Below are 23483 nucleotides of genomic sequence, written 5' to 3' on the forward strand. Positions count from 1 at the left end.
TCAGTCCGCCGGTCGGTCCGCCGGTCGGTCCGCCGCCAGCCGTTCCGCGAGGAGCCGTCCGACGGTGTCCAGTGCGGCGCCGGACAGCACGCCGCCGTGCCGGCAGCCGACCGGGTACACCTCGGCCGGGCCGCCCAGGTGCCCGGCCCAGTCCGCCGAGGCGGGTCCGGGCGGCGCCGGCAGGTCCGGCTCCGGCACCGTCGCGTCCACGCACAGCGCCGGTGCCGCGACGACGCCGTAGCGGGCACCGGTCAGCAGCCGGCCGGCGAGCAGGTGGCTGCGCAGCATCGCCGTCACCCCGTCGGCGCCCAGCCCCGCCGGGTCGCCGCCCGCCTCGCGCAGCAGCACCGCGGCCCGCTGCACCGTGGGCACCTCGTCCGGCCCGGTCGGCCGGCCCAGGTCGGTGAGCAACTCGGCGAGCGCCGCCGGACCCTCGGGCCGGGACGACGCACCCGGGTAGTGCACCCGGGCGTCGAGCAGCACCAGCAGCTCGACCCGCTCCCCCGCCGCCTCCAGCAGCTCCGCCATCCGGTGCACGACGTTCCCGCCGAACGACCAGCCCAGCAGCCGGTACGGGCCGTGCGGCAGCCGTTCGCGCAGCCGGGCGAGGTAGTCGGCGGCGAGCGCACCGAGATCGGCGGGTTCGGCCGCCGCGGGATCGGCCAGCAACGGGGACTGCAGGCCCAGCACGCCGGTCCCGGCGGGCAGGTAGCGCTCCAACGCCCGGTACGGCCAGGCCGAGCCGCCCGCCGGGTGCACGCACACCAGTGGCGGGGCCGATCCGTCGGCCACCGGCCGCAGCTCGATCAGCGGTGCCAGCGCCGATCCGCTGCCGGACGCCCCCCGTTGCAGGACACGGGCCATCGCGGCCGGGGTGGGCGCGGCGAACAGCTCCGCCACGCCGGGCCGGACGCCGAGCCGCTCGGCGATCCGCTCGGCCAGCGCGACCAGCAGCATCGAGTGCCCGCCGAGCGCGAAGAAGTCCTCGTCGGCACCGACCGGCCCGCGGCCGAGCACCTCGCCGACCACCTCGGTCAGCGCCTGCTCGACCGGCCCCGCCGGGGCCCGCCCGGTCGCGCCTCCCGGCTCGTCGGGCAGCGGCAGCGCGCCCCGGTCGACCTTGCGGGTCGCGGTCTGCGGGAAGCGGTCGAGCACCATCAACGCCGACGGGACGACCGTCGCGGGCAGCCGGGCCGCCGCGTGCGCGCGGACCTCGCCGGGATCCGGCGGGGCCCCCGGGGCGGCCGCGGTCAGGTAGCCGACCAGGCGCGGCCCGGTGTCACCGGGCACCGCCAGCACGACGGCGCGGCCGACCGCCGGATGCGCGGTGAGCACCGACTCGATCTCGCCGAGCTCGATCCGCACGCCCCGGATCTTGACCTGGTGATCGGCCCGGCCGAGGAACTCCAGCTCGCCGTCCCGGGTCATCCGGAGCAGGTCACCGGTCCGGTAGAGCCGCCCGCCGGGGACCTCCGGGTCGCCGGCGACGAACCGTTCGGCGGTCAGGCCGGGGCGGCCGTGGTATCCGCGGCGGACCCCTTCGCCGCCGACGTAGAGCTCCCCGGCGACACCGGGCGGGACCGGCCGCAGCCGGTCGTCGAGCAGGTACAACCGGACACCGGCGAGCGGTGACCCGACCGGCGGCGGCCCGGTGACCGGCGCGGTGACCGGGCCGGACGTCGACCAGACGGTGCTCTCGGTCGGGCCGTAGAGATTGTGCACCCGGCCGGTGCGGGCGACCAGCTCCGCGGCGAGCGGGGCGCTCAGCGCCTCCCCACCGACCAGCGCGGTCGCCCCGGGCAGGGCCAGCCCGGTGTGCTCCAGCAGGGACTGCCACACGGTCGGCGTGGCCTGCACCAGGGTCGGCGCGATCTCGGCGATCCGGGCGGCGAACCGGAGCGGGTCGCGCACGTCGTCGCGCTCCACCAGGTGCACCGAGGCGCCCCGGGTGAGCGGGGCGAGGATCTCCAGGATCGACGGGTCGAACGACAGCGTGGTGTGCGCCAGCACCCGGTCGGCCGGGCCGATGCCGAGGTCCCGGACGGCCGCGGAGAGATAGCTCGCCAGCGAGCGGTGCGCGATCACCACGCCCTTGGGGCGCCCCGTGGAGCCGGAGGTGTGTACCAGGTAGGCGGCCTGCAGCGGGTGCACCGGCGCCGGATCGTCCGGTGCCGCGTCGGGCAGCCCGCCGGGCCACTCCCGCTCCCAGCGGAGCACCGGACCGCTCCCGGACGGCAGCCGCTCACCGGCGCCGTCGGCGGTCACCGTCAGCACCGGATCGGCGTCGGCCAGCACCAGCTCCAGGCGCGCGGCGGGGAGATCCGGATCGAGTGGCAGATAGCCGGCGCCCACGTGCAGCACCCCGAGCAGCGCCACCACCATCCGCAGGTCGCGGGGCAGGGCCAGCGCGACGAGCTGCTCGCCCGGCCCGGACCCGATGCCCCGCGCGCGCAGCTCGGCGGCGAACCCGGAGACCGCGCGGGCCAGCTCGTGATAGCTGAGTGCACCGTCCGGCCCGGTGACCGCGAGTGTGTCCGGCCGGTTCGCCGCCGTACGGGCGAACAGCACCGGGAACGGCGGGCCGGGATCGGCGGCCGGCCCGGTCCCGGCCCGGTCGGCGAGCGCGACCTCCGCGGGGGTGCGCAGCTCGATCGCGCCGATCGGGGCGTCCGGGGCGGCGGCGACGGCGTCGAGCAGCCGGGCCAACCGGTCCCCGATCCGCTCGGCCGTCTCCGCATCGAACAGGTCGGCGGCGAACTCCACCGATCCGGCCAGGCCGGCGTCGGGGCCCAGCTCGGACACCGTGACGGTCAGGTCGAACTTGACCGCTGTCACCTCGACGTCGTGCGCCTGCACCTCGACGCCCGGCAGGCCGCCGGCGCCGGTGTCGCGGGCGTTCTGGTAGACGAGCATCGTCTGGAACAGCGGATGCCGGGCAGCCGAGCGGGCCGGGTTCAGCTCCTCGACCAGCCGCTCGAAGCCGATGTCGGCGTGCGCGTAGGCGTCCAGGTCACCGGCCCGGACCCGGCCCAGCAGCTCCCGGAACGACGGGTCGCCCGCGGTGTCGGTGCGCAGCACCAGGGTGTTGACGAAGAAGCCGACGAGCTCGTCGAGCGCGGTGTCGGTCCGCCCGGCCACCGGCGACCCGACGACGACGTCGGTGCCCGCCCCGAGCCGGGTGAGCAGAGCGGCGAGCGCCGCGTGCAGCACCATGAACCCGGTCGCGCCGGAGCCTGCGGCGAGCTCGTCGAGCCGGCGGGTGGTGTCCGCGCCGACCGCGAACCGCACCTCGCCGCCGCGCCCGGACGCCACCGCGGGGCGCGGCCGGTCCCGGGGCAGCTCCAGCTCCTCGGGCAGCCCGGCGAGCCGGTCCCGCCAGTAGCGGATCTGCTGCTCGGCCTCCGGGCCGGCGAACAGCTCGCGCTGCCAGAGCGCGTAGTCGGCGTACTGCACCGGCAGCGGCGTCCACGCCGGAGCGCGGCCGGCCAGCCGGGCCGCGTACGCCGTCGCGAGATCGCGCAGCAGCGGCTCGGTGGACCACTCGTCGGCGGCGACGTGGTGCAGCAGCGTCACCAGCACGGCGGTGCCGGGCCCGGTGGGGCTCCCGTCCGCGGACCGGACCAGCCGGACCCGCAGCGGCTGCTCGGCCGCCAGGTCGAACCGGTGCGCGGCCTGCTCGGCGGCGACCGCGACGACCCGGTCCGGCGCGACGTCGAGCACCGCGAACGGTGCCGGCGTGCCGGCCGGGAGGATCCGCTGCACCGGCCGCGGCCCGTCCAGCGGCAGCAGGGTGCGCAGGCTCTCGTGCCGGTCGGTCAGGTCGCCGACCGCGGCCGCCAGTGCGTCCGCGTCGAGATCGCCGCGGATCCGCGCGGTCAGCGGGATCGTGTAGGCAGCGGCCGCGCCCTCCTCCAGCCGGTCCAGGAACCACAGCCGCTCCTGGGCGAACGACAGCGGGACCGCCGCCGGGCGGGGCCGCGGGCGCAGCGCCGGACGGGCCGACGCGGCACCGTCCAGCACCGCGGCGAGCCCGGCGACGGTCGGCGCGGTGAACACCTCGCGCACCGACAGCTCGGTGTCCAGGGTCGCCCGGATCCGGGAGACCAGCCGGGTGGCGAGCAGCGAGTGCCCGCCGAGTGCGAAGAAGTCGTCGTCCGCGCCGACCTCGTCGAGGCCGAGCACGTCGGAGAACACCCGGGCCAGTGCCGTCTCCCGGTCGCCGCGCGGGGCCCGGCCCACGCGGGCGTCCCAGGCGGGTTCGGGCAGTGCCGCCCGGTCGATCTTGCCGTTCACGGTGACCGGCAGCGCGTCCATCAGGACGACGGCGGTCGGCACCAGGTGCTCGGGCAACCGTTCCGCGGCCCAGGCCCGTAGCCCGGCGGCGTCCACCGGGCCCGGCCCGTGCTGCTCGTGCGGCCCGTCGCCGCGGCCCGGCTCGTGCGACCCGTGCTGCCCGTGCCGTCCCCCGTACGACCCGCCGCCGTCCGGCTCGTGCAGTACCGCGTGTGCGACCAGCGCCACCGAGCCGGCCGGGGTGCGGCGCAGGGTCACCACCACCCGGCGCACCCCGGGATGCCCGGCCAGCTCGGCCTCGACCTCCTCCGGGGCGACCCGCATGCCGCGGATCTTGACCTGGTGGTCGGCCCGGCCGACGAAGTCGAGGCTGCCGTCGCCCGCCCAGCGTGCGAGGTCACCGGTGCGGTAGAGCCGCTGCCCGGGCGGCCCGAACGGATCGGCCACGAACCGGCCCGCGGTCACCCCGGGGGCGCGCAGGTAGCCACGGCCGAGCAGGAACCCGGCCGCGTACAACTCGCCGGTCACCCCGGGCGGGACCGGGCGCAACCGGTCGTCGAGGACGTAGAGCCGGGTGTTCGGGTTCGGCCGCCCGATCGACGTGGCGATCCGGTCGGCCCCGTCGGTGTAGACGACGTGCGAGACCCCGATCGTCGCCTCGGCCGGGCCGTAACCGTGATAGAGCGTGGTGCTCAGGTGCGCCCGGAACCGGTCGAACAGGTCCGGGGTGAGCACCTCGCCGCCGCACCACACGTGCCGCAAGCCGGTGAGCAGCCCGGTCCCGCCGGCCCGGTCCAGCTCCAGCAGGGCGTCCAACATGGACGACACCAGGTACACGAAGGTGACCCGCTCGCGGGCGATCAGCTCCAGCAGCCGCTGCGGTTCGCGCTCGTCACCCGCGGCGGCGAGCACCAACCGGCCACCGGTGACCAGCGGCAGCAGGATCTCGTTGATCGAGATGTCGAAGGCCAGCGGTGCCTTGAACAGCGACGCGTCCGACGGGCCACCGAACCCGAGCAGCCCGGCCTGCCAGCGCAGCCGGGCGCTGATCGCCTCGTGCCGGATCATCGCGCCCTTCGGCGTGCCGGTCGAGCCGGACGTGAAGATCACGTAGGCGAGCCCGGCCGGGTCCAGCTGGGGCACCGGCGGCGCGACGTCCGACGGTGGAGGTGTGTCCAGGTCGACCACGACCTGCGCGACGCCGCAGTCGTCCGGCCACGGCTCGGTGACCAGCGTGGCGACCGCGCGCGCATCGGTGAGCACGGCGGCCCGCCGGGCGGCGGGCCAGCCCGGGTCGACCGGGACGAACGCGCCACCGGCGCGCAGCACGGCGAGCAGCCCGACCACCATCTCCGCCGAGCGGGGCATCCCGATCCCGACCACCCGTTCCGCGCCGACCCCGGCCGCGACCAGACGGTGCGCGAGCGCCGCGACGTGTGCGTCGAGCTCGCGGCGGGTGAACCGGCGCCCGCTGTCGACCAGGGCCACCTCGTCCGGGGCGACGGCGGCGCCGTCGTCGAGCAGCTGCAGCAGGGTCTCCGACACGACCGGTGCCGCGGTGTCGTTCCAGTGCTGCAGCACCCGTTCCCGCTCGTCGGCGCCGAGCATCTCGATCGCGCCGATCCGGGTCCCCGGGTCGGCGGCGACCGCGCTCAGCACCCGCTGCAGGCGCTCCGCCAGCGCCCGTGCGGTGGGCTCGTCGAACAGGTCGGTGGCGTACTCCAGCAGGCCCTCGAGTGCACCGTCCGGAGCGGCCTCGCCGACGGTGACCGACAGGTCGTACTTGGACGTGGTGGTGGGCACCGGGTGCGGCTCGGTGCGGGTCCCGGGCAACCCCAGGTCCTCGCCGAGCGCCGCCGCGACCGTGACCATCACCTGGAACAGCGGATGCCGGGCCGCCGAGCGCGGCGGGTTCAGCTCGGACACCAGCTGCTCGAACGGCACGTCGGCGTGCGCGAACGCGTCCAGGTCGGCCCGGCGCACCCGGTCCAGCAGGTCACCGAACGTGGGATCGCCGGAGGTGTCGGTGCGCAGCACCAGGGTGTTGACGAAGCAGCCGACGAGATCGTCGAGCCCGGTGTCCGAGCGGCCGGCCACCGGGGAGCCGACGACGACGTCGGTACCCGCACCGGAGCGGGTCAGCGTCACCGCGACGGCGGCGTGCACCAGCATGAACAGCGTGACCCGGTGCTCGGTGGCGACCGCGCGCAATCGTCGCGCGGTGCGCCGGTCGATCGTGAACCGCACCTCGTCGCCGCGCTGCGACGCGGTGCGGCCGCGCGGCCGGTCCCGCGGCAGGTCCAGCTCGTCGGGCAGGCCGGCGAGCGCGGTGCGCCAGTGCGCGAGATCGTCGCCGGCGCCGTGTTCGCGCAGCCAGAGCGCGTAGTCGGCGTACTGCACCGGCAGCGGAGCCCACCGTGGCGCCCGCCCGTCGCACCGGGCGGCGTAGGCCGTGCCCAGGTCGCGCAGCAGCGGCTCGGTGGACCACTCGTCGGCCGCGACGTGGTGCACCAGCAGCACCAGCACCGAGCTGTCCGGTCCGGTGCGCAGCAGCCAGGCCCGGACCGGGATCTCCCGGGCCAGGTCGAAGGCGTACCCGACGGCGTCCTGCAGGGCCCTGTCGAACTCGGTCCCGTCGATCCCGGCCCTGTCGATCCCGGCGCTGTCGATCCCGGCGCTGTCGATCCCGGCGCTGTCGATCCCGGCGCTGTCGACGGTGCGTTCCACCAGCTCCGGCTGACCTCGGTCGGCGGGCAGCACGACCTGGTACGGGTCGCCGTCGTGCTCGGCGTAGACGGTGCGCAGCACCTCGTGCCGCGCGGTCAGGTCGGCCAGCGCGGCGCGCAACGCACCCGCGTCGACCTCACCGGTGAGCCGGGCCACGAACGGGACGTTGTCGGTCGCCGACGCGCCCTGGATCCGGTGCAGGAACCACAGCCGCTCCTGCGCCGGGGAGAGCGGCAGCCGCTCCGGCCGCGCCCGGCGGCGCAGCGCGGGACGCTGCGGGGCGCCGGTGCGCTCGGCGGCCAGCCGGGCCAGCCCGGCGACCGTCGGCGCGTCGAACACGTCCCGCACGGCCAGCTCCACGCCGAGCGCCTCCCGGGCCCGTGACGCCAGCCGCACCGCGAGCAGCGAGTGCCCGCCGAGCGCGAAGAAGTCGTCGTCGGTGCCCACCCGGTCGAGGCCGAGGACGCCGGCGACCAGACCGGCCAGCGTCTGTTCGGCAGCGGTGCGCGGGCCGCGACCGGCACCGGCCGCCGGCAGCGGCAGCGCGGACCGGTCGACCTTGCCGGTACCGGTGACCGGCAGCTCGTCGAGCACCAGCACCGCGGCCGGGACCAGGTGCGCCGGCAGCGACCGGCGCAGGTGCTCGCGCAGCTCCGCACCGAGCGGGGCGGTGCCGCGGCGCGCAACCGCGTAGCCGATCAGCCGGGGCCCGGCCGGATCGGACGCCGGGTCGGTCACCAGTGCCTCGGCCTGGGCGACGTCGGGATGAGCGGCCAGCACGGCCGCGACCTCGGCCGGCTCCACCCGGACCCCGCGGACCTGGACCTGGTCGTCGGTGCGGCCGAGGAACTCCAGCACCGGCTCGGCGGCGCCGTCGCGGTGCACCAGGCGCACCCGGTCCCCGGTCCGGTAGCGGCGGGCACCGCCGGGCGCGGCGACGAAGCGTTCCGCCGTGCGCGCCGGATCCGCGTGGTAGCCGCGGGCCAGTCCGGCGCCGCCGATCACCAGCTCGCCGGGGGCGCCGTCCGCGGCCGGGCGCAGCAGCGGGTCCAGCACCTGCACCGACGCCCCGGCGACCGGGCCGCCGATGTGCGGCGTACCCGGCGCGATCCGGGCGACCGTGGCGTCGACGGTCGTCTCGGTCGGGCCGTAGAAGTTCAGTGCGGTGATCCCCGGCTCGGCGGCGAGCCGGTCCCACAGCGCGCCGCCGACCGCCTCGCCACCGGTGCCGACCAGCTGGGGGACCGGCCCGGCGGCCGGATCCAGCAGTCCGGCGTCGAGCAGCTCGCGCAGCAGGGTCGGGGCGGCGTCGACGTACCCGGCGGCGGCGGACCTGCTCTCGGCGACCAGCGCCGCCGGGTCGCGGGCGATCTCGGCGCCGACCAGCCGGCAGTGGTGCCCGGCGAGCATCCACAGCACCGGTTCGAGTGCGGCGTCGAACACCAGCGGGGCGGACGCGAGCACGGTGACCGGGCGCTGCGGCATCCGGTCGGCGCGGTGCGCCGCCCACAGCGCCAGCACCGCGGCGTGCGGCACCGTGACGCCCTTCGGTGTGCCTGTGGAGCCGGAGGTGAAGATCGTGTAGGCGGCGTTGCCGGGCTGCACGTCCGGTACGGGTCCGGGCGGCGGGGCACCGCCGGACGCGTCCGCAGCGACCGGGCCCGGGGCGGCCGGCGCCGCGGCAGCCGGGTCCGTCGCAGCCGGGTCCGGCCGCGCGCCGGGCGCCGGATCCAGCACGGCGGGCCGGGGACCGTCCGGCCCGAGCAGCCCGACCGCGTCGGTGAGACCGGTCGCGTCCGGTGCGGCCAGCACCGCGACCGGCCGGACCGCGGTGAGCAGCTCGGCCAGACGCGCCGCCGGGAAGCCCGGATCGGCCGGGACCAGCGCCGCGCCGGCCCGCCACACCGCGCACCAGGCGACGACGGCGTCCACCGTGCGCGGCAGCGCCACCAGTACCGCCCGCTCGGGCCCGGCGCCGGCCGCGACCAGCCGGGCGGCGAGTGAGTCGGCGGCGGCGAGCAGCCCGGCGAAGTCCAGCCGGTCGCCGTGCCCGCCGGCCGGGCCGCTCAGCGCGGTCGCGTCCGGGGTCCGGGCGGCCTGGCGGGCCAGCAGCTCGCCGAGGCTGCCGGCCGGGGCGGGCACCGGATCGGCGTGCAGCCCGCCGCGCTCCCCCGCCCGGCGCAGGTCCAGCGCCGCGACCGGAGTGTCCGGCCGCTCCGCGATCGCCGCGAGTGCCTGCTCGGTGCGCGCGGCGAGCCGGGCCGCCCACTCCGGGGTGACCGCGTCGGCACGGTGGTCCAGCCACACCGTCAGCGCGTCACCGGTGCCCTCCGCGGTCAGCGTGACCGGATAGTTGGTGTCGTCCACACCGGACACCCCGGTGACCGTCAGCCCGGCGCGGGCCTCCGCGGCCCGGACGGCGTCGAGATCGACCGGGTAGGTCTCGACGACGGTGAGCGTGTCGAACAGGTCCGTCCCGGGCATCGCCGCGGACCGGGCGATCTCGGCGAGGCCGAGGTGCTGGTGCTCCAGCAGCGCCGCCTGCTCGTCCTGCAGCCTGCGCAGCAGCCCGGCGAGGGTGTCCGCGGGCCGGATCCGGACCCGCACCGGGACGGTGTTGACGAACAGGCCGATCATCGATCCGGCGCCGGGCAGGTCCGCCGGGCGGCCGGACACCACCGCGCCGAACACCACGTCGGTGCGGCCCAGCTCGGTGGCCAGCACCAGCCCCCACGCGCACTGCAGCAGGGTGTTCACGGTGACCGCGAGCTCACGGGCCCGCAGCCGCAGCGCCGCCACCCGTTCCGGGCCGAGCTCCAGCGGCACCCGCGGGCCCGGCCTGCCGACCCGGGCGGCGCCGGGCGGGCCGAGCAGGGTCGGGCCGGGCAGTCCGTCCAGCGCATCTGCCCAGGCCCGGCCGGACGCGACACCGTCCTTCGCGGCCAGGTACGCGAGATGGTCCCGGTACGGGCGGACGGCGGGCAGCCCACCGGCGTCACCGCCCGCGGCGTAGGTCTCCAGCAGCTCGCGGACCAGCAGCGGGGTGGACCAGCCGTCGAGCAGCAGATGGTGGTTGGTGACCAGCAGCCGCCAGCGGCCGGGGGCGAGCCGGGCGAGCAGGCAGCGCAGCAGCGGCGGGCGGGCGAGGTCGAAACGCTCCGCGCGGTCGGCGGTGAGCAGTGTGGACCACTCGGCCTCCGGGTCGGCGGCCGAGGTGAGGTCCCGCTCGGTCCACGGCAGCTCCACCGCGCGCGGCACCACCTGCACCGGCCGGTCCACCCCGTCGGTGACGAACCCGGCCCGCAGGTTCGGGTGCCGCTCCAGCAGCGCGGCCAGCGACCGGCGCAGCAGCGCCGGATCCGCGTCGCCGTCGAGATCCACGGCCAGCTGCACCACGTAGACGTCGACGCCGTCGCGGGCGGTGTCCAGCCCGTCGAGTGCGAGCAGGCCCTCCTGCAGCGGGGACAGCGGGAGGATGTCCGCCAGCCCGGTGGTACGTGCGGCCGGGGTGGCGCTCACGGAGCCCTCCAGAGGTTCTCGAGACGGTCGATCTGGTCCTGGTCGAGACCGGGGACGAGCAGGTCGGACGGGGTGAGACCGCCGGCGTCGCCGGCGTCGGCGTGCCGGGCCAGCCCGCGCAGCGCGTCGGTCCAGGCGTCGGCCAGCGCCTGCGCCTCGGCGGCGGTGAGCACGCTCGCGCAGTACCCCCAGCTCGCCCGCAACGCGCCGTCCGGTTCGACGGCGGTGTCCACGGTGACGGTGTGCCGGGCCGGCAGCGCCGCGTCCGCGGCCCCGCCGAGCGCGCCCGCCTCGGGCGCACCGGACCAGGCGGAACCGGCGGCGCCGGGCGGGTCGAGCCTGCCCAGGTGGTTCACCAGCAGTTGCGGTGCGGGCAGCCCGGCGAGCGCCGGTCCGGACTCCGGATCGAGATGGCGGAGCAGCCCGTACCCGTCGACGGGGGCGGTGCGCAGCTGCTCCTTCACCCGCTTCAGCAGTGCGCCGGCGGCCTGCCCGCCGCCCGCCACCGCGGCCGGGTCGAGATCGCCGACGTCGAGCCGGACCGGGCGCAGCGTGGTGAACCAGCCGACCGTGCGGGACAGGTCCAGCCCGGCGGCGTCCCGGCCGTGTCCCTCCAGGTCGACCAGCACCGAGGTGTGGTCCTCGTCGAGCTCGTCGCGCCGCCAGCGGCGTACCGCGATCGCCGTCGCGGCGAGCAGCACCTCGTCCGGGCCGCAGCGGTAGAGCAGCGGCAGCCGTTCCAGCAACGCGGTGGTCGTCGCGGCGTCGACGGAGACGGTCAGCTCGCGCACCGTGGCGAGCGTGTCGGTGCCCGGATCCACCCGCCGGGTCCCCAGCGGCGGGTCCTCGCCGCCGAGCACGCCGAGCCACCCGGGCAGCCCGGCCCGGGCCGCCGGTACCGCGTCGGACTGCATCCGGGCCCACTCCCGCCAGGTCACCGGCTCGGGCGCGGGCTCGATGCCGTCGACGGCGGCGGCCAGGTCGGCGGCGAGCACCCGCCAGGACACCGCGTCGACGCCGGTGTGGTGGGCGACCATCAGCAGCCGTCCGGTGCCGCCGGTGCCGGGCAGGTACACCGCCCGCAGCAGCGGCTCGGTGAACGGATCCAGCGCGTCCAGCTCCGCGGTCGCGGCGGCCCGCAGCTCCTCGGCACCGACCGGTCCGGGTGCGACGGTCCGCAGGACGTCGTCGACGTCGGTCTCCGGATCGACGTGCAGCAGGCGCTCCGGGCCGGTCCCGGTGATCCGGGCACGCAGCACGTGGTGCACGGCGAGCAGCCGGGCGAACGCGCCGCGCAGCACGGCCGGGTCCAGCCCGGCCGGGGTGACGAGCACCCGGATCTGCGCGTAGCGGGCCAGCCCGGCGGATCCTCCGGCCAGCAGTTCGGCCAGCATCGGGGTGTTCGGCACCGGCCCGACCGGGTCGACGACCGGGCGCGACACCGGGGCGGCATCGGCGTGCGTCGCGGCGGCCCGGGCCAGCTCGGCCGGGGTGCGCCGGGTGAACACGTCGCGCGGGGAGAGCACCAGGCCGGCCGCACGGGCCCTGCCGACCAGGCCGAGCGAGACGATGCTGTCCCCGCCGAGGGCGAAGAAGTCGTCGTCGGCACCGACCTCGGCGACCCCGAGCAGCTCGGCGAACAGCGCGGCGAGAACCGCCTCCGGGCCCTGCTCCGCGGCCCGGCCGGCGGCGCCGGTGATCTCCGGTTCCGGCAGCGCGGCCCGGTCCAGCTTCCCGTGCCGGGTCAGCGGCAGCGCGTCGAGCAGCACCAGCGCGGCCGGGACCAGGTGCTCGGGCAGCGTCGCGCGGATCGCCTCCCGCACGGCGGCCGGATCAGGGACCCGGCCGGGTGCCGCGACGAGGTACCCGACCAGCCTGCGCACGCCGGGGGTGTCCTCCCGGGCGACGACGGCGGCCTGCCCGACGTCCGGATGGGCGAGCAGCGCGGCCGCCACCTCGCCCGGCTCGATCCGGAAGCCCCGGATCTTCACCTGCTCGTCGACGCGGCCGGCGAACTCCAGCGCCCCGTCGGCGCGGCGGCGCACCAGGTCACCGGTCCGGTAGCGGCGGGCGCCGTCGGGTGCGGCGACGAACCGGGACGCGGTGAGCGCGGGCAGCCCCCGGTAGCCGCGGGCCACCCCGGGCCCGCCCAGGTACAACTCGCCGGTGACGCCGTCACCGAGCAGCTCCAGCCCGGGCCCGCGGACCTCGGCGACGGTCCCGGCCAGCGGGGTGCCGATCACCGGGTCGCCCGGCAGCACCGGGGCGGTGACGGCGTCGACGGTGGCCTCGGTGGGGCCGTAGACGTTCACCGCGTCGGTACCGGCGGCGGCGAGATCGTCCCAGAGCCCGGACGGCACGGCCTCACCACCGGTGACGACCAGCGACGGCCGGTGCTCCCCGGTGAGCAGCCCGGCGTCCAGCGCCGCCCGCAGGAACGACGGCGGCAGATCGACGTGGTCGATCCGGTCCCGTCGGACGGTGGCGACCACCGCGTCCGGGTCGCCGAGCACGTCACGCAGGTGCAGCTCGTGCCCGTCGAGCAGCCACAGCAGCGGATCGATCGCAGCGTCGAAGGAGAACGCGGCGCCGTGCAGCACCCGCAGTCGGCCACGGCCGGCGTGCAGCCCGGCCCGGTGCGCGGCGAGCAGGCCCAGTGTCGACGCGTGATCGACCACGACCCCCTTCGGCCGGCCGGTCGAACCCGAGGTGAAGATCAGGTACGCGGCGTTGCCCGGGTGCAGCGGGGCGGTGCGGTCGGCGTCGGTGAGCGGTGCCGGATCGGCCGCGGCGAGCCGGGCCCGCACGTCCGGGGTGTCCAGGACGAGCGCGGGCACCGTCGCCGGTACCCGATGCGCCAGGTCGGCGGTGGTCACGACGAGCACCGACTCGGACTCCTCGAGCAGCATCCGCAGTCGCTCGTCGGGCAGCGCCGGATCGACCGGCAGGTAGACCGCGCCGGCCGCCCAGCAGGCGAGCGGGGCGATCACGGCGTCGGCGCTGCGGGCCAGCAGCACCGCGACGGTGCGCTCCGGGCCGGCAGCACACTCCGAACCGGCTCCGCCGGTGGTGCCCCCCGAACCGGCTCCGCCGGCAGTGCCCCCCGAACCGGCTCCGCCGGCGAGCACCCGGGCCAGCCGGTGCACCTGCGCCGCCAGCTCGGCGGTGTTGTGGCTCCCGTCCTCGGCGACCAGCGCGGTCCGGTCGGGGGCGGCCGCGGCGAGCCCTGCCAAGAGCTCCCCGAGCAGCGACTCCGGCACCGGTTCCGGAGCGGGCCCACGGCCCGCCGCGACGATCCGGTCCCGGTCGGCGCCGAGCAGGTCGACGGTCGCGACCGGGGCCTGCGGGTCGGCGGTGAGCGCGGTCAGCGCGCCGCGCAGCCGGGCGGTCCACCGCGCGGCGGGGACCGGGCCGACCACGTCCGGCCGGTGCTCCAGCGACAGCAGCAACCGGCCGTCCTGCACGGCAGCGGTGACGGTCAGCGGATGCTCGGTGGCGTCCCGGCCCTGCACCGCGGAGACCACCAGCCCGGCGTCGGCCTGGGCTCTGGCGAGCGCCTCGGTGTCCACCGGGTAGCTCTCGAACACGGTGAGCGTGTCGAACAGCTCCCGGCTCCCGGCGGCCCGCCCGATCGCGGCGAGCCCGAGGTGCTGGTGCTCCAGCAGTCCGGCCTGCTCGTCCTGCACCCGCCGGGTCAGCTCGGCGACGGTCTCGCCGGGACGCAGCCGGACCCGCACCGGGACCGTCTCCACGAACAGCCCGACCATCTCCTGCGCCCCGGGCAGATCCGCCGGACGCCCGGACACCACGGCGCCGAACACCACGTCGTCGCGGCCGAGACCGCGGGCCAGCGCCAGCCCCCACGCCACCTGCACCAAGGTGTTCACGGTGACCCCGGTCCGGCGGCCGAGCGCGACCAGCTCCGCCGTCTCCGCCGTCGTCACCGGCACCTCGATCCGCACCGGCAGCACCGGCTCGGGTGCACCGCCGGGCGGGCCGAGCAGGGTCGGCTCGTCGAGATCGGCGAGCGCGGCCGACCAGGCCCGCTCGGCGGCCGCGGTGTCCCGCGCGGCGAGCAGCCGCAGGTGCTCCCGATAGGGCACCGGGACCGGTCCGGCGGCGCCGCCCGCGGCGAGCTGTAGCAGCTCGCGGACCAGCAGCGGGGTGGACCAGCCGTCGAGCAGCAGATGGTGGCTGGTGAACAGCAGCCGGTGCCGGCCCGGCGCGAACCGGACGAGGGCGAATCGCAGCAGCGGCGCGATGGCCGGATCGAACCGCTGCAGGCGATCGGCGGCGGCCAGTGCGTCGGCAGCGGCCTCCGGGTCGGCGGCACCGGTGAGGTCCACCTCCGACCACGGCGCTGCGAGCCCCGGCGCGGCGACGACCTGCACGAACCCGCCGCCGGCCCGCGGATGCAGCGCGACCCGCAGGTTCTCGTGCCTGGTCAGCAGCGCGTCCGCGGCCGACCGCAGGCGCCCCGGATCCAGCTCGCCGGTGAGGTCGTAGCTCCACTGCACGGTGTAGACGTCCGGGCCGTCGCCGATCGCCGCGGTGTGGAACGCCATGCCCTGCTGCAGCGGGGTCAGCGGCCAGGCGTCGACGAAACCGGGCCGGTCGCGTTCGAGCGCGTCCACCTCGGCCTGGGTCAGGCCGGTGGCGAGCAGATCGGACGGGGTGCGCCCGCCGGCGTCCGGTGCGTAGCCGGCGTCGATCCCGTCGACGACGGCGTCGGCGAGCCGGTCCAGCTCGGCACCCGGGCGCAGCGCAGCCGGGGCGGTGAGGTCCAGGACGAGCTCGCCGTCGTCGAGCACCGCGTTGACGATCAGCGCGTGCGACACCGGGCGTCCCGGGTCGGCCGCGCCGCCCAGCGTGGCGGCCTCCGGGGCGCCGGTCCACGCGGCGGAAGCGCCGGAAGCGCCGCCGGTGTCGAACCGGCCCAGGTAGTTGACGAGCGCCTCGCCGCGGTGCGCGGGCAGCCGGCCGGCCGTGACCAGCAGACCGTGCCCGATGCCGCCGCGCGGCGCGGCGCGCAGCGCCTCCTTGGCCGCCTTGAGCCGCGCGGCCGGATCCGGCTGCGGCTCCAGCCGGACCGGGTGCATCGAGGTGAACCAGCCGACGGTGCGGGTCAGGTCGGCGCCGGGGACCAGGTCCTCCTCGCGTCCGTGGCCCTCGACGTCGACGGTGCGCGCCGTCCGGCCGTCGGACAGATCCAGGGCCGCCCCGACCCCGGCCAGCAGCAGCTCCGCCGGTCCGGCCCGGAACCGGGCCGCGACCTCCAGCAGCGCGGCGGTCCGGTCGGCCGCGATCGTGCGGCGCACGGTCCGGGCGGTGGCGACGGTGTCCCGCCGCGGATCGGGCAGCCGCCGGGGCTGCGCTCCCGCGGTCACCGACCGCCAGTGGTCGATCTCGTCGTCCAGCTCGTCCGCGGCGGCGCGGGCGGCGATCGCCCAGGCCCGGAACGGGGTGCCGACCGGATCGGGGGACGGCCGGTACCCGGCCGCGGCGGCCGCCACCGCCGCGGCCAGGTCGGCGACGAGGATCCGCCAGGACACCCCGTCGACCGCCAGGTGGTGCACCACCAGCAGGACCCGGCCCTCGACGTCCGGGCCGGCCGGGTAGTGCACGACGCGCAGCATGATGCCGCGCTCCGGATCGAGCCGGGCCGGGACACCGAGCCCGTGCTCGCGGGCCGCCGGATCGCCCGGCGCCGCGGGCACCGTCTCGACCAGCGCCGCGGCGTCGATCGTGCCGCCCGTGCCGCCGGTGCCCGGTTCGGGCACCTCCAGCACCGGATCGTCGCCCGGGACGAGCCGGGCCCGCAGCAGATCGTGGGTGTCCAGCAGCGCCTGCACACCCGCGACCAGATCGGCGGTGCGCAGGCCCGCCGGGGCACGCAGCAACCGGGCCTGGCTGGTGGCGCGGATCGGGCCGCCGTCGGCGAGCAGATCGTGGGCGACCGGCAGCAACGGCACCCGGCCGGTGCCCGCGATCCGCAGCGCGGGCGGCACGTCCCCGGCATCGCCGGGAGCGGCGAGCGCGGCGCGGGCCAGTGCCGCCACCGTGCGGTGCTCGAACACGTCGCGCGGGCGCAGCGTGAGCCCGGCCGCCCTGGCCCGGGTGACCAACGCGATCGAGCTGATGCTGTCCCCGCCGAGGGAGAAGAAGTCGTCGTCGGCGCCGACCGTGCCGATCCCGAGGATCCCGCCGACGAGATCGGCCAGTACCGCCTCGACCGGCGTGCCCGGCGCCCGCCCGGAGCCGGCACCCGGGGCCGGATCGGGCAGCGCCCGCCGGTCGATCTTGCCGTTGCCGGTCAGCGGGATCGCGTCGAGCACCACCAGCACCGCGGGCACCATGTGCTCGGGCAGCAGCGCCGCGGCGTGCGCCCGGACCGCGGCCGGGTCCACCGGAGCCGGGCCGGTCGGCACCAGATAGCCGACCAGCCGGGGGCCGGTGCCGTCGTCACGGGCGACGACGGCGGCCCGCCCGACGTCCGGGTGTGCGGCCAGCACGACCTCCACCTCGCCCGGCTCGATCCGGAACCCGCGCACCTTCACCTGGTCGTCGGCCCGGCCGAGGTGCTCGACGACGCCGCCGGGCCGGATCCGCCCCAGGTCACCGCTGCGGTAGCGGCGCGCACCACCGGGGGCGGCCACGAACCGGGAGGCGGTCAGGCCGGGCCGGCCCAGGTAGCCGCGGGCGACCCCGGCGCCGCCGACGTACAGCTCACCGGTCGCGCCGGGCAGCACCGGCGCCAGGCCGCCGTCGAGCAGTTCCAGCTGCAGGTCCGGGATCGGGCCACCGATCGGGCTGCCACCGGCGGCCGCCGACGCCGGGTCCAGCGGCCGGTAGGTGACGTGCACGGTGGTCTCGGTGATCCCGTACATGTTCACCAGCCGGGGCCGGTCGGGGTGCCTGCCGTACCAGCCGGCGAGCGTGCGCGGTTCGAGCGCTTCCCCGCCGAAGACGACGGCGCGCAGATCGGGCAGCCCGGCCGGGTTCGCGGCGTCGGCCGCGTCGAGCCCGGCGAACGCCGACGGGGTCTGGTTGAGCACGGTGACCCGCTCCCGGCGCAGCAGCGCGTGCAGGTCCTCCGGGGAGCGGGCGGTGTCGTGGTCGACCACCACCACGGTGCCGCCGGTCAGCAGCGGGCCGAACAGCTCCCACACCGAGAAGTCGAAGGCGTAGGAGTGGAACAGCGTCCACACGTCGTCCGGGCCGAAGCCGAACCAGCCGTCGGTGGCGTCCAGCAGCCGGGTGACGTTGCCGTGCCCGACCACCACCCCCTTCGGACGGCCGGTGGAACCGGAGGTGTGGATCACGTAGGCGGCGTGGTCGGGGTGCAGCCCCGGCGGCACGGCGGGGACCTCCGGTGCTCCGGGGTCCGCCGGGTCGCCGGGCCCGGGCAGCGCGACGACCGGGGTGCCGGCGAACCGGGCGGGATCGGCGCCCGGCGCGGCCAGCACCAGCAGCGGGGAGGTGTCGGCCAGGATCGCCGCGGTGCGCTCGGCCGGATGGTTCGGGTCCAGCGGCACGTAGGCGGCGCCGCTGCGCAGCACCCCGAGCACCGCCGCGACCAGCTCCGCCGAGCGGGGCAGGTACAGCCCGATCCGGGTCTCCGGCCCGGCGCCGCGGGCCAGCAGCGGCCCGGCGATCCGGGCCGCCCAGTCGTCCAGCTCGGCGTGGCTGAACCGGCGGTCGCCGTCGACGACCGCGGTGCGCTGCGCGATCGCGGGACCATGGGCGGCGGTCAGCTCCGCGCGGGCCTGCGGGATCGTCGCCGGGGCCCGGCCCGGGGCGGTCGCGCCGGCCGGCGGGGCCAGCGCCGCCGCGCTGCGCTCCCGGTCCGCCGGGGTGTCGAGCCCGATCCCGGCGACCGGTGCCTGCGGGTCCGCCACCAGCGCCGACAGTGCCGCGACCGTGCGGGCGGCCAGCTCCGCGGCGGCATCGGCGTCGACGACGTCGAGCCGGTGCCGCAGCACCAGGGTCAGGTCCGGGTCCTGCTCGGCCAGCACCGTCACCGGGTAGTGGGTGGCGTCGCGGATCTGCCCGCCGGTGACCTGCAGCCCGGCCGCGGTCTCCGCGCCGGCCAGCGCCTCGGCGTCCACCGGGTAGCTCTCGACGACCACCAGCGAGTCGAACAGCTCGCCCAGGCCGGTCTCCCGCTGGATCCGGGCCAGGCCGAGGTACTGGTGGTCCATCACCGCGGCCTGTTCGGCCTGGATCCGGGACAGCCAGGCCGCCGCCCGCTCCCCCGGGCGCAGCGCCACCCGGACCGGCAGGGTGTTGATGAACAGGCCCAGCATCGACTCGATGCCGGGCACCTCGGGCACCCGGCCGGACACCGTGGTGCCGAACACGACGTCGTCCCGGCCCAGGGTCCGGGCCAGCACCAGCGCCCACGCCGCCTGAACGACGGTGTTCACCGTGACCCCGCAGGAGCGGGCCAGCCCGGCGACGCCGTCGGCCAGGCCGGGCGGGAGCGCGACCGGCAGCGTGGCCGGGTCCCCGGCGGCCGGCGGCGCGCCCGGGGCGAGCAGCGTCGGGGTGTCCACACCGGACAGCGCGGCGCGCCAGCTGGCGGCCGCGGCGTCGGTGTCCTGTGCGGTGACCCAGCGCAGGTAGTCGCGGTAGGGCCGGACCGGCGGCGGGGTGCGGCCCGCGTAGTGCTCGAACAGCTCGCGGCCGAGCAGCGGCACCGACCAGCCGTCGAGCAGCAGGTGATGCACGGTCAGCAGGAAGCGGTGCTCGTCGGCGGCGGTGCGGGCCAGCGCGGCCCGCAGCAGCGGCGGCCGGGAGAGATCGAAGCGGATCCCGCGGTCCTGCGCGCACAGCCGCGCCCACTCGGCGTCCGGATCGGGCCGGGTGCGCAGGTCGTGCTCGGTCCACGGCACCTCGGCCCGCTCCGGCACGAGCTGCACGTACTCGCCGCTGCGCCGCGGACGCAGGCACACCCGCAGGTTCGGGTGCCGCGCCAGCACCGCGGCCAGGGCCGCCCGCAGCCGCGCCGGATCGAGCTCGCCGCGCACGGTCAGCTCGATCTGCACGGTGTAGACGTCCGCGCCGCGGTCGTCGTAGGACGCCAGGAACAGCAGCCCCTCCTGCAACGGCGACAGCGGCAGCACGTCGGACAGGCCGCCCCGCCCCTGCCGCTGCCCGGTCGCACGCGTCGGCGCCGCCATCACCAGTCCTCCGATCCTGAGTCGAACTCCGACCCGAACTCCGCTTCGAACTCGTCCAGCTCGTCCTGCGACAGCCCACCGGCGGTGAGGTCGGACGGGGTGTGCCCGCCCGCCGCCGGATCGGCGGCGTGCGCCGCGAGCGCACCCAGCGCATCGGCGAACGCCCGGGCCAGGTCGGTGATCTCGCCGTCGTCGACGGCGCCGGGCTGCCACGCCCACACCACGGCCAGCTCGGGGCCGTCCGGGGTGTCCTCGGCGACCGCGGTCACCCGCAGCGCGTGATCGGCCGCCATCGCCGGATCGACGCCGCCGCCCAGCGCCCCGGCCTCCGGGGCGCCGCTCCACGCCCCGCCGTCCTCACCGGCGGTGAACCGGCCCAGGTAGTTCCAGAGCAGGTCCGGGGCCCGGCCGCGCAGCTCCGGCCCGGTGGCCGGGTTGAGGTGGCGGAGCAGGCCGAAGCCGATCCCGCCGTCGGGTGCCGTGCGCAGCACCTCCTTGACGTGCTTCACGGCCGCACCGGCGGACGGCCCGCCGGCCAGCGCGTCGGCGATGTCGATCCCGCCCAGGTCGAGCCGGACCGGGAACAGCGTGGTGAACCAGCCGACGGTGCGCGACAGGTCAGCCCCCGGGACCAGTTGCTCCTCCCGGCCGTGCCCCTCCAGGTCGACGACCAGGCCGTCCGCGCTGCCGGGCTCGTCCTTGCGGGCACCGGCGACGGCGAGCGCCAGCCCGGCGAGCAGCACGTCCCCGGCACCGGCGTGATAGAGCGCCGGGAGCGCGGTGAGCAGCGGCCCGGTGACGGCGGCCGAGATCCGGGTGCGCTGCAGGCGCTCCGCACCGGCCAGGTCGACGGCCGGATCCAGGTCGCGGCGGGCCAGCCGCAGCCCGGGCCGGACGACGGCGTCGCGCCAGTGCTCCAGCTCGGCCAGCCGGCGCCCGGCACCGGCCTCGGCGACCAGCGCGCGGGCCCAGTGCCGGAACGGGGTCGGGACCGGTTGCGGCGCGGGCTCCCCGCCGCCGGCCAGCGCGGTCACCGCGTCGGCCAGGTCGGGGACCAGCACCCGCCAGGACACCCCGTCCACCGCCAGGTGGTGCACGGCCAGGAACACCCGGCCCTCCCGGTCCGGGCCGCGGTCGAACCACACCGCCCGCAGCATCCGCCCGGCGCGCGGGTCGAGCTCGTCGAGCACCGGATCGACCAGCCCGGTCCAGCCGTCCCGCCAGTCCTGTTCGGACCAGCCGGAGACGTCCACCCGGGACACCGCGCCCGGCCCGGTGCCGCGCTCCGGCGGGTCGACGACCAGCTCGTCGCCGGCCAGCCGGGACCGCAGCATGTCGTGCCGCGCGACCAGCGCCGACACCGCGGCCGCGAGCAGCCGTTCGTCCAGACCGGCCGGTGCCCGCAGCAACCGCGCCTGCGCGTACCGGCCGACCGGCCCGGGCCGGTCCAGCAGGTCCCGCATGATCGGCGTGAGCGGCACCGCCCCGGTACCCGGCTCGGTCACCGCCGGCGCACCGTCCGGTTCGGCGACCGCGGCCAGCGCGGCGGCGGTCCGCTCGGTGAACACCTGCCGCGGAGTGATCCGCAGACCCGCCGTGCGGGCCCTGGCGACCAGCCCGATCGCGACGATGCTGTCGCCGCCGAGGGTGAAGAAGTCGTCGTGCGGGCCGATCTCGTCGAGCCCCAGCACGGCGGCGACGATCCCGGTCAGCACCGCCTCGGTGTCGTCGGCACCCCGGACCGGTGCCGGCTCGGCCGCGGTCGCTCTGCTCTGCTCACCGGGGGTGGGCAGAGCGGACCGGTCGAGCTTGCCGTTGGCGTTGCGCGGGAGCTCGTCGAGCACCAGCACCGCGGACGGCACCAGGTGCGCCGGCAGTCGCGCGGCGACGTGCTCGCGCAGCGCCACCGGGTCCGGCGCGGCGGCACCCGCCGCGGGGACGACGTAGCCGAGCAGCCGGGCACCGGCCGGGCCGCTCGACGCGACCACCGCCGCGGTGCCGACCGACGGGTGGGTCGACAGCGCCGCCTCCACCTCGCCGGGCTCGATCCGGAACCCGCGCACCTTGACCTGGTCGTCGGATCTGCCCAGGTACTCCAGCTCGCCGTCGGAGCGCCAGCGCACCACGTCACCGGTCCGGTACAGCCGTCCGCCCGGCGCACCGGCCGGGTCGGCGACGAACCGCGACGACGTCAGGCCGGGCCGGTTCAGGTAGCCGCGCGCGACCCCGACCCCGCCCAGGTACAGCTCACCCGCGGTGCCCACCGGGACCGGGACGAGGGCACCGTCGAGCACCAGCGCACGCAGGCCGGGCAGCGGGCGGCCGATCGGCAGCCCGGTCGCCCGGACCGGCTCGCCGCCGTCCCGCCAGACGGTCGCGTACACGGTCGCCTCGGTCGGGCCGTAGGCGTTGCGGACCTCGACATCGGAGCCGAACCGGTCCCGCACCGCGTCGAGCAGCGAACCGGGGAAGGCCTCCCCCGCCAGCACCACCGAACCCGGCTCGGCGACCACACCGGGCCCGCCGAGCAGCCCGGCGAGCACCGCGGGCACGGTGGACAGGATCGCTCCGTCGGCACCGGCCGGTGGCGCGCCGGGCACCGCGAGATCCAGCGCGTTCCCGGTGAGCAACACGGTGCCACCGGCCGCCAGCGGCCCGAACAGCTCGAACACCGACACGTCGAAGTTCAGTGAGGTGCTGGCCAGCATCCGGCGCGGACCGAACTCGGCGGCCGCCCAGGCCGCCAGGTTCGCGGCCGACCGGTGCGACACGACGACGCCCTTGGGTCGTCCGGTCGAGCCGGACGTGTAGATCACGTAGGCGGCCGCGTCCGGATCGGTGGGGCCGTCCGGCACGAACCCGGGCGGTGCCGGGTCCGGCTCGGCATCTCCATCCAGGACGACGACCTCACGGCCCGCCGTCGGCAAGCCGGCCAGGCTCGCCGTCGTCCCGACCACGAGCACCGGATCGGCGTCGGCGAGCAGGAACCGCAACCGGTCGGCCGGATACTCCGGATCCAGCGGCAGGTACGCCGCGCCGGTGCGCAGCACCGCCAGCAACGCGACCAGCAGGTCGGTGCCGCGGCCCAGCGCCACTCCGACGAACCGCTCCGGGCCCGCACCGCGGGCCGCGAGCCGGCCGGCCAGCCGAGCCGACGCCGCGTCGAGCGTGGCGTAGTCCAGCTGCGTGTCCCGGTCGGCGACGGCCACCGCGGACGGCGTGCGCGCGACGGTGGCCCGGACCAGCGCCACCAGGTCGTGCGGACCGGTGTGCGCGGGCTCCGGTGCACCGGCCGGGCCGCCGCCGGCGCGCAGCAGCGCCCGCTCGGCGGGATCGAGCAGGTCCAGCCCACCCACCGGTGCCGACGGACGGTCCGCCAGCTCGTGCAGCGCCCGGACGGTCCGGGCCAGCACGGCGGCGGCCGCATCGGCGGCCACCAGCTCGGTCCGGTGCCGCAGGGTCAGCGCCAGTCCGTCCCCGCCGCGCCCGGCCGGGAGCACCAGCAGGTTCAGCGGGTAGTGGGTGGCGTCGCGGCCGCGGGCCGAGGACACCCGGAACCCGGCCGCCCGCTCGGCGGCGGCCAGCGCGTCGTCGTCGACCGGGTAGCTCTCGAAGACCAGCAGGGTGTCGAACAGGTCCCCGGTGCCGGCGGCCCGCGCGATGTCGGTGAGCCCGAGATGCTGGTGCGCCAGCAGCTCGGCCTGCTCGGCCTGGACCCGGTCCAGCAGCGCCGAGACCTGCTCGCGCGGGTCCAGCCGCACC

The 23483-nt window shown here is 77.4% G+C and carries 3 protein-coding genes (1 of these 3 only partly in view); all 3 read right to left on the reverse strand.

The genetic code is table 11. The features are described from left to right. Tightly spaced (each overlapping or abutting the next), the 3 genes in view from Pdca_RS27390 to Pdca_RS37655 form a layout consistent with a single transcriptional unit that may run on beyond the window. Nucleotides 1-10539, reverse strand: a complete 10539-nt coding sequence (locus Pdca_RS27390) for a non-ribosomal peptide synthetase (protein WP_158092162.1) — start codon at nucleotides 10537-10539, stop codon at nucleotides 1-3. Then, nucleotides 10536-19721: a non-ribosomal peptide synthetase gene (locus Pdca_RS27395; protein WP_085912934.1), complete on the reverse strand. Its 9186-nt coding sequence runs from the start codon at nucleotides 19719-19721 to the stop codon at nucleotides 10536-10538. Before Pdca_RS27395 ends, Pdca_RS27390 begins: the two co-directional genes overlap by 4 nt. Next, nucleotides 19721-23483 carry the end of a non-ribosomal peptide synthetase gene (locus Pdca_RS37655; protein ID WP_085912933.1) on the reverse strand. The gene runs 16952 nt beyond the window's last position, so only the last 3763 of its 20715 coding nucleotides appear in the window; the start codon falls outside the window, past its right edge; its stop codon occupies nucleotides 19721-19723. The genes Pdca_RS27395 and Pdca_RS37655 overlap by 1 nt, the downstream gene beginning before the upstream one ends.

It is taken from the genome of Pseudonocardia autotrophica, assembly GCF_003945385.1.
GTDB lineage: Bacteria > Actinomycetota > Actinomycetes > Mycobacteriales > Pseudonocardiaceae > Pseudonocardia > Pseudonocardia autotrophica.

Excerpts from the sequence above, each read along its gene's own strand:
- Pdca_RS27395 (WP_085912934.1), bottom strand. The coding sequence starts at position 19,721 with ATGGCGGCGCCGACGCGTGCGACCGGGCAGCGGCAGGGGCGGGGCGGC.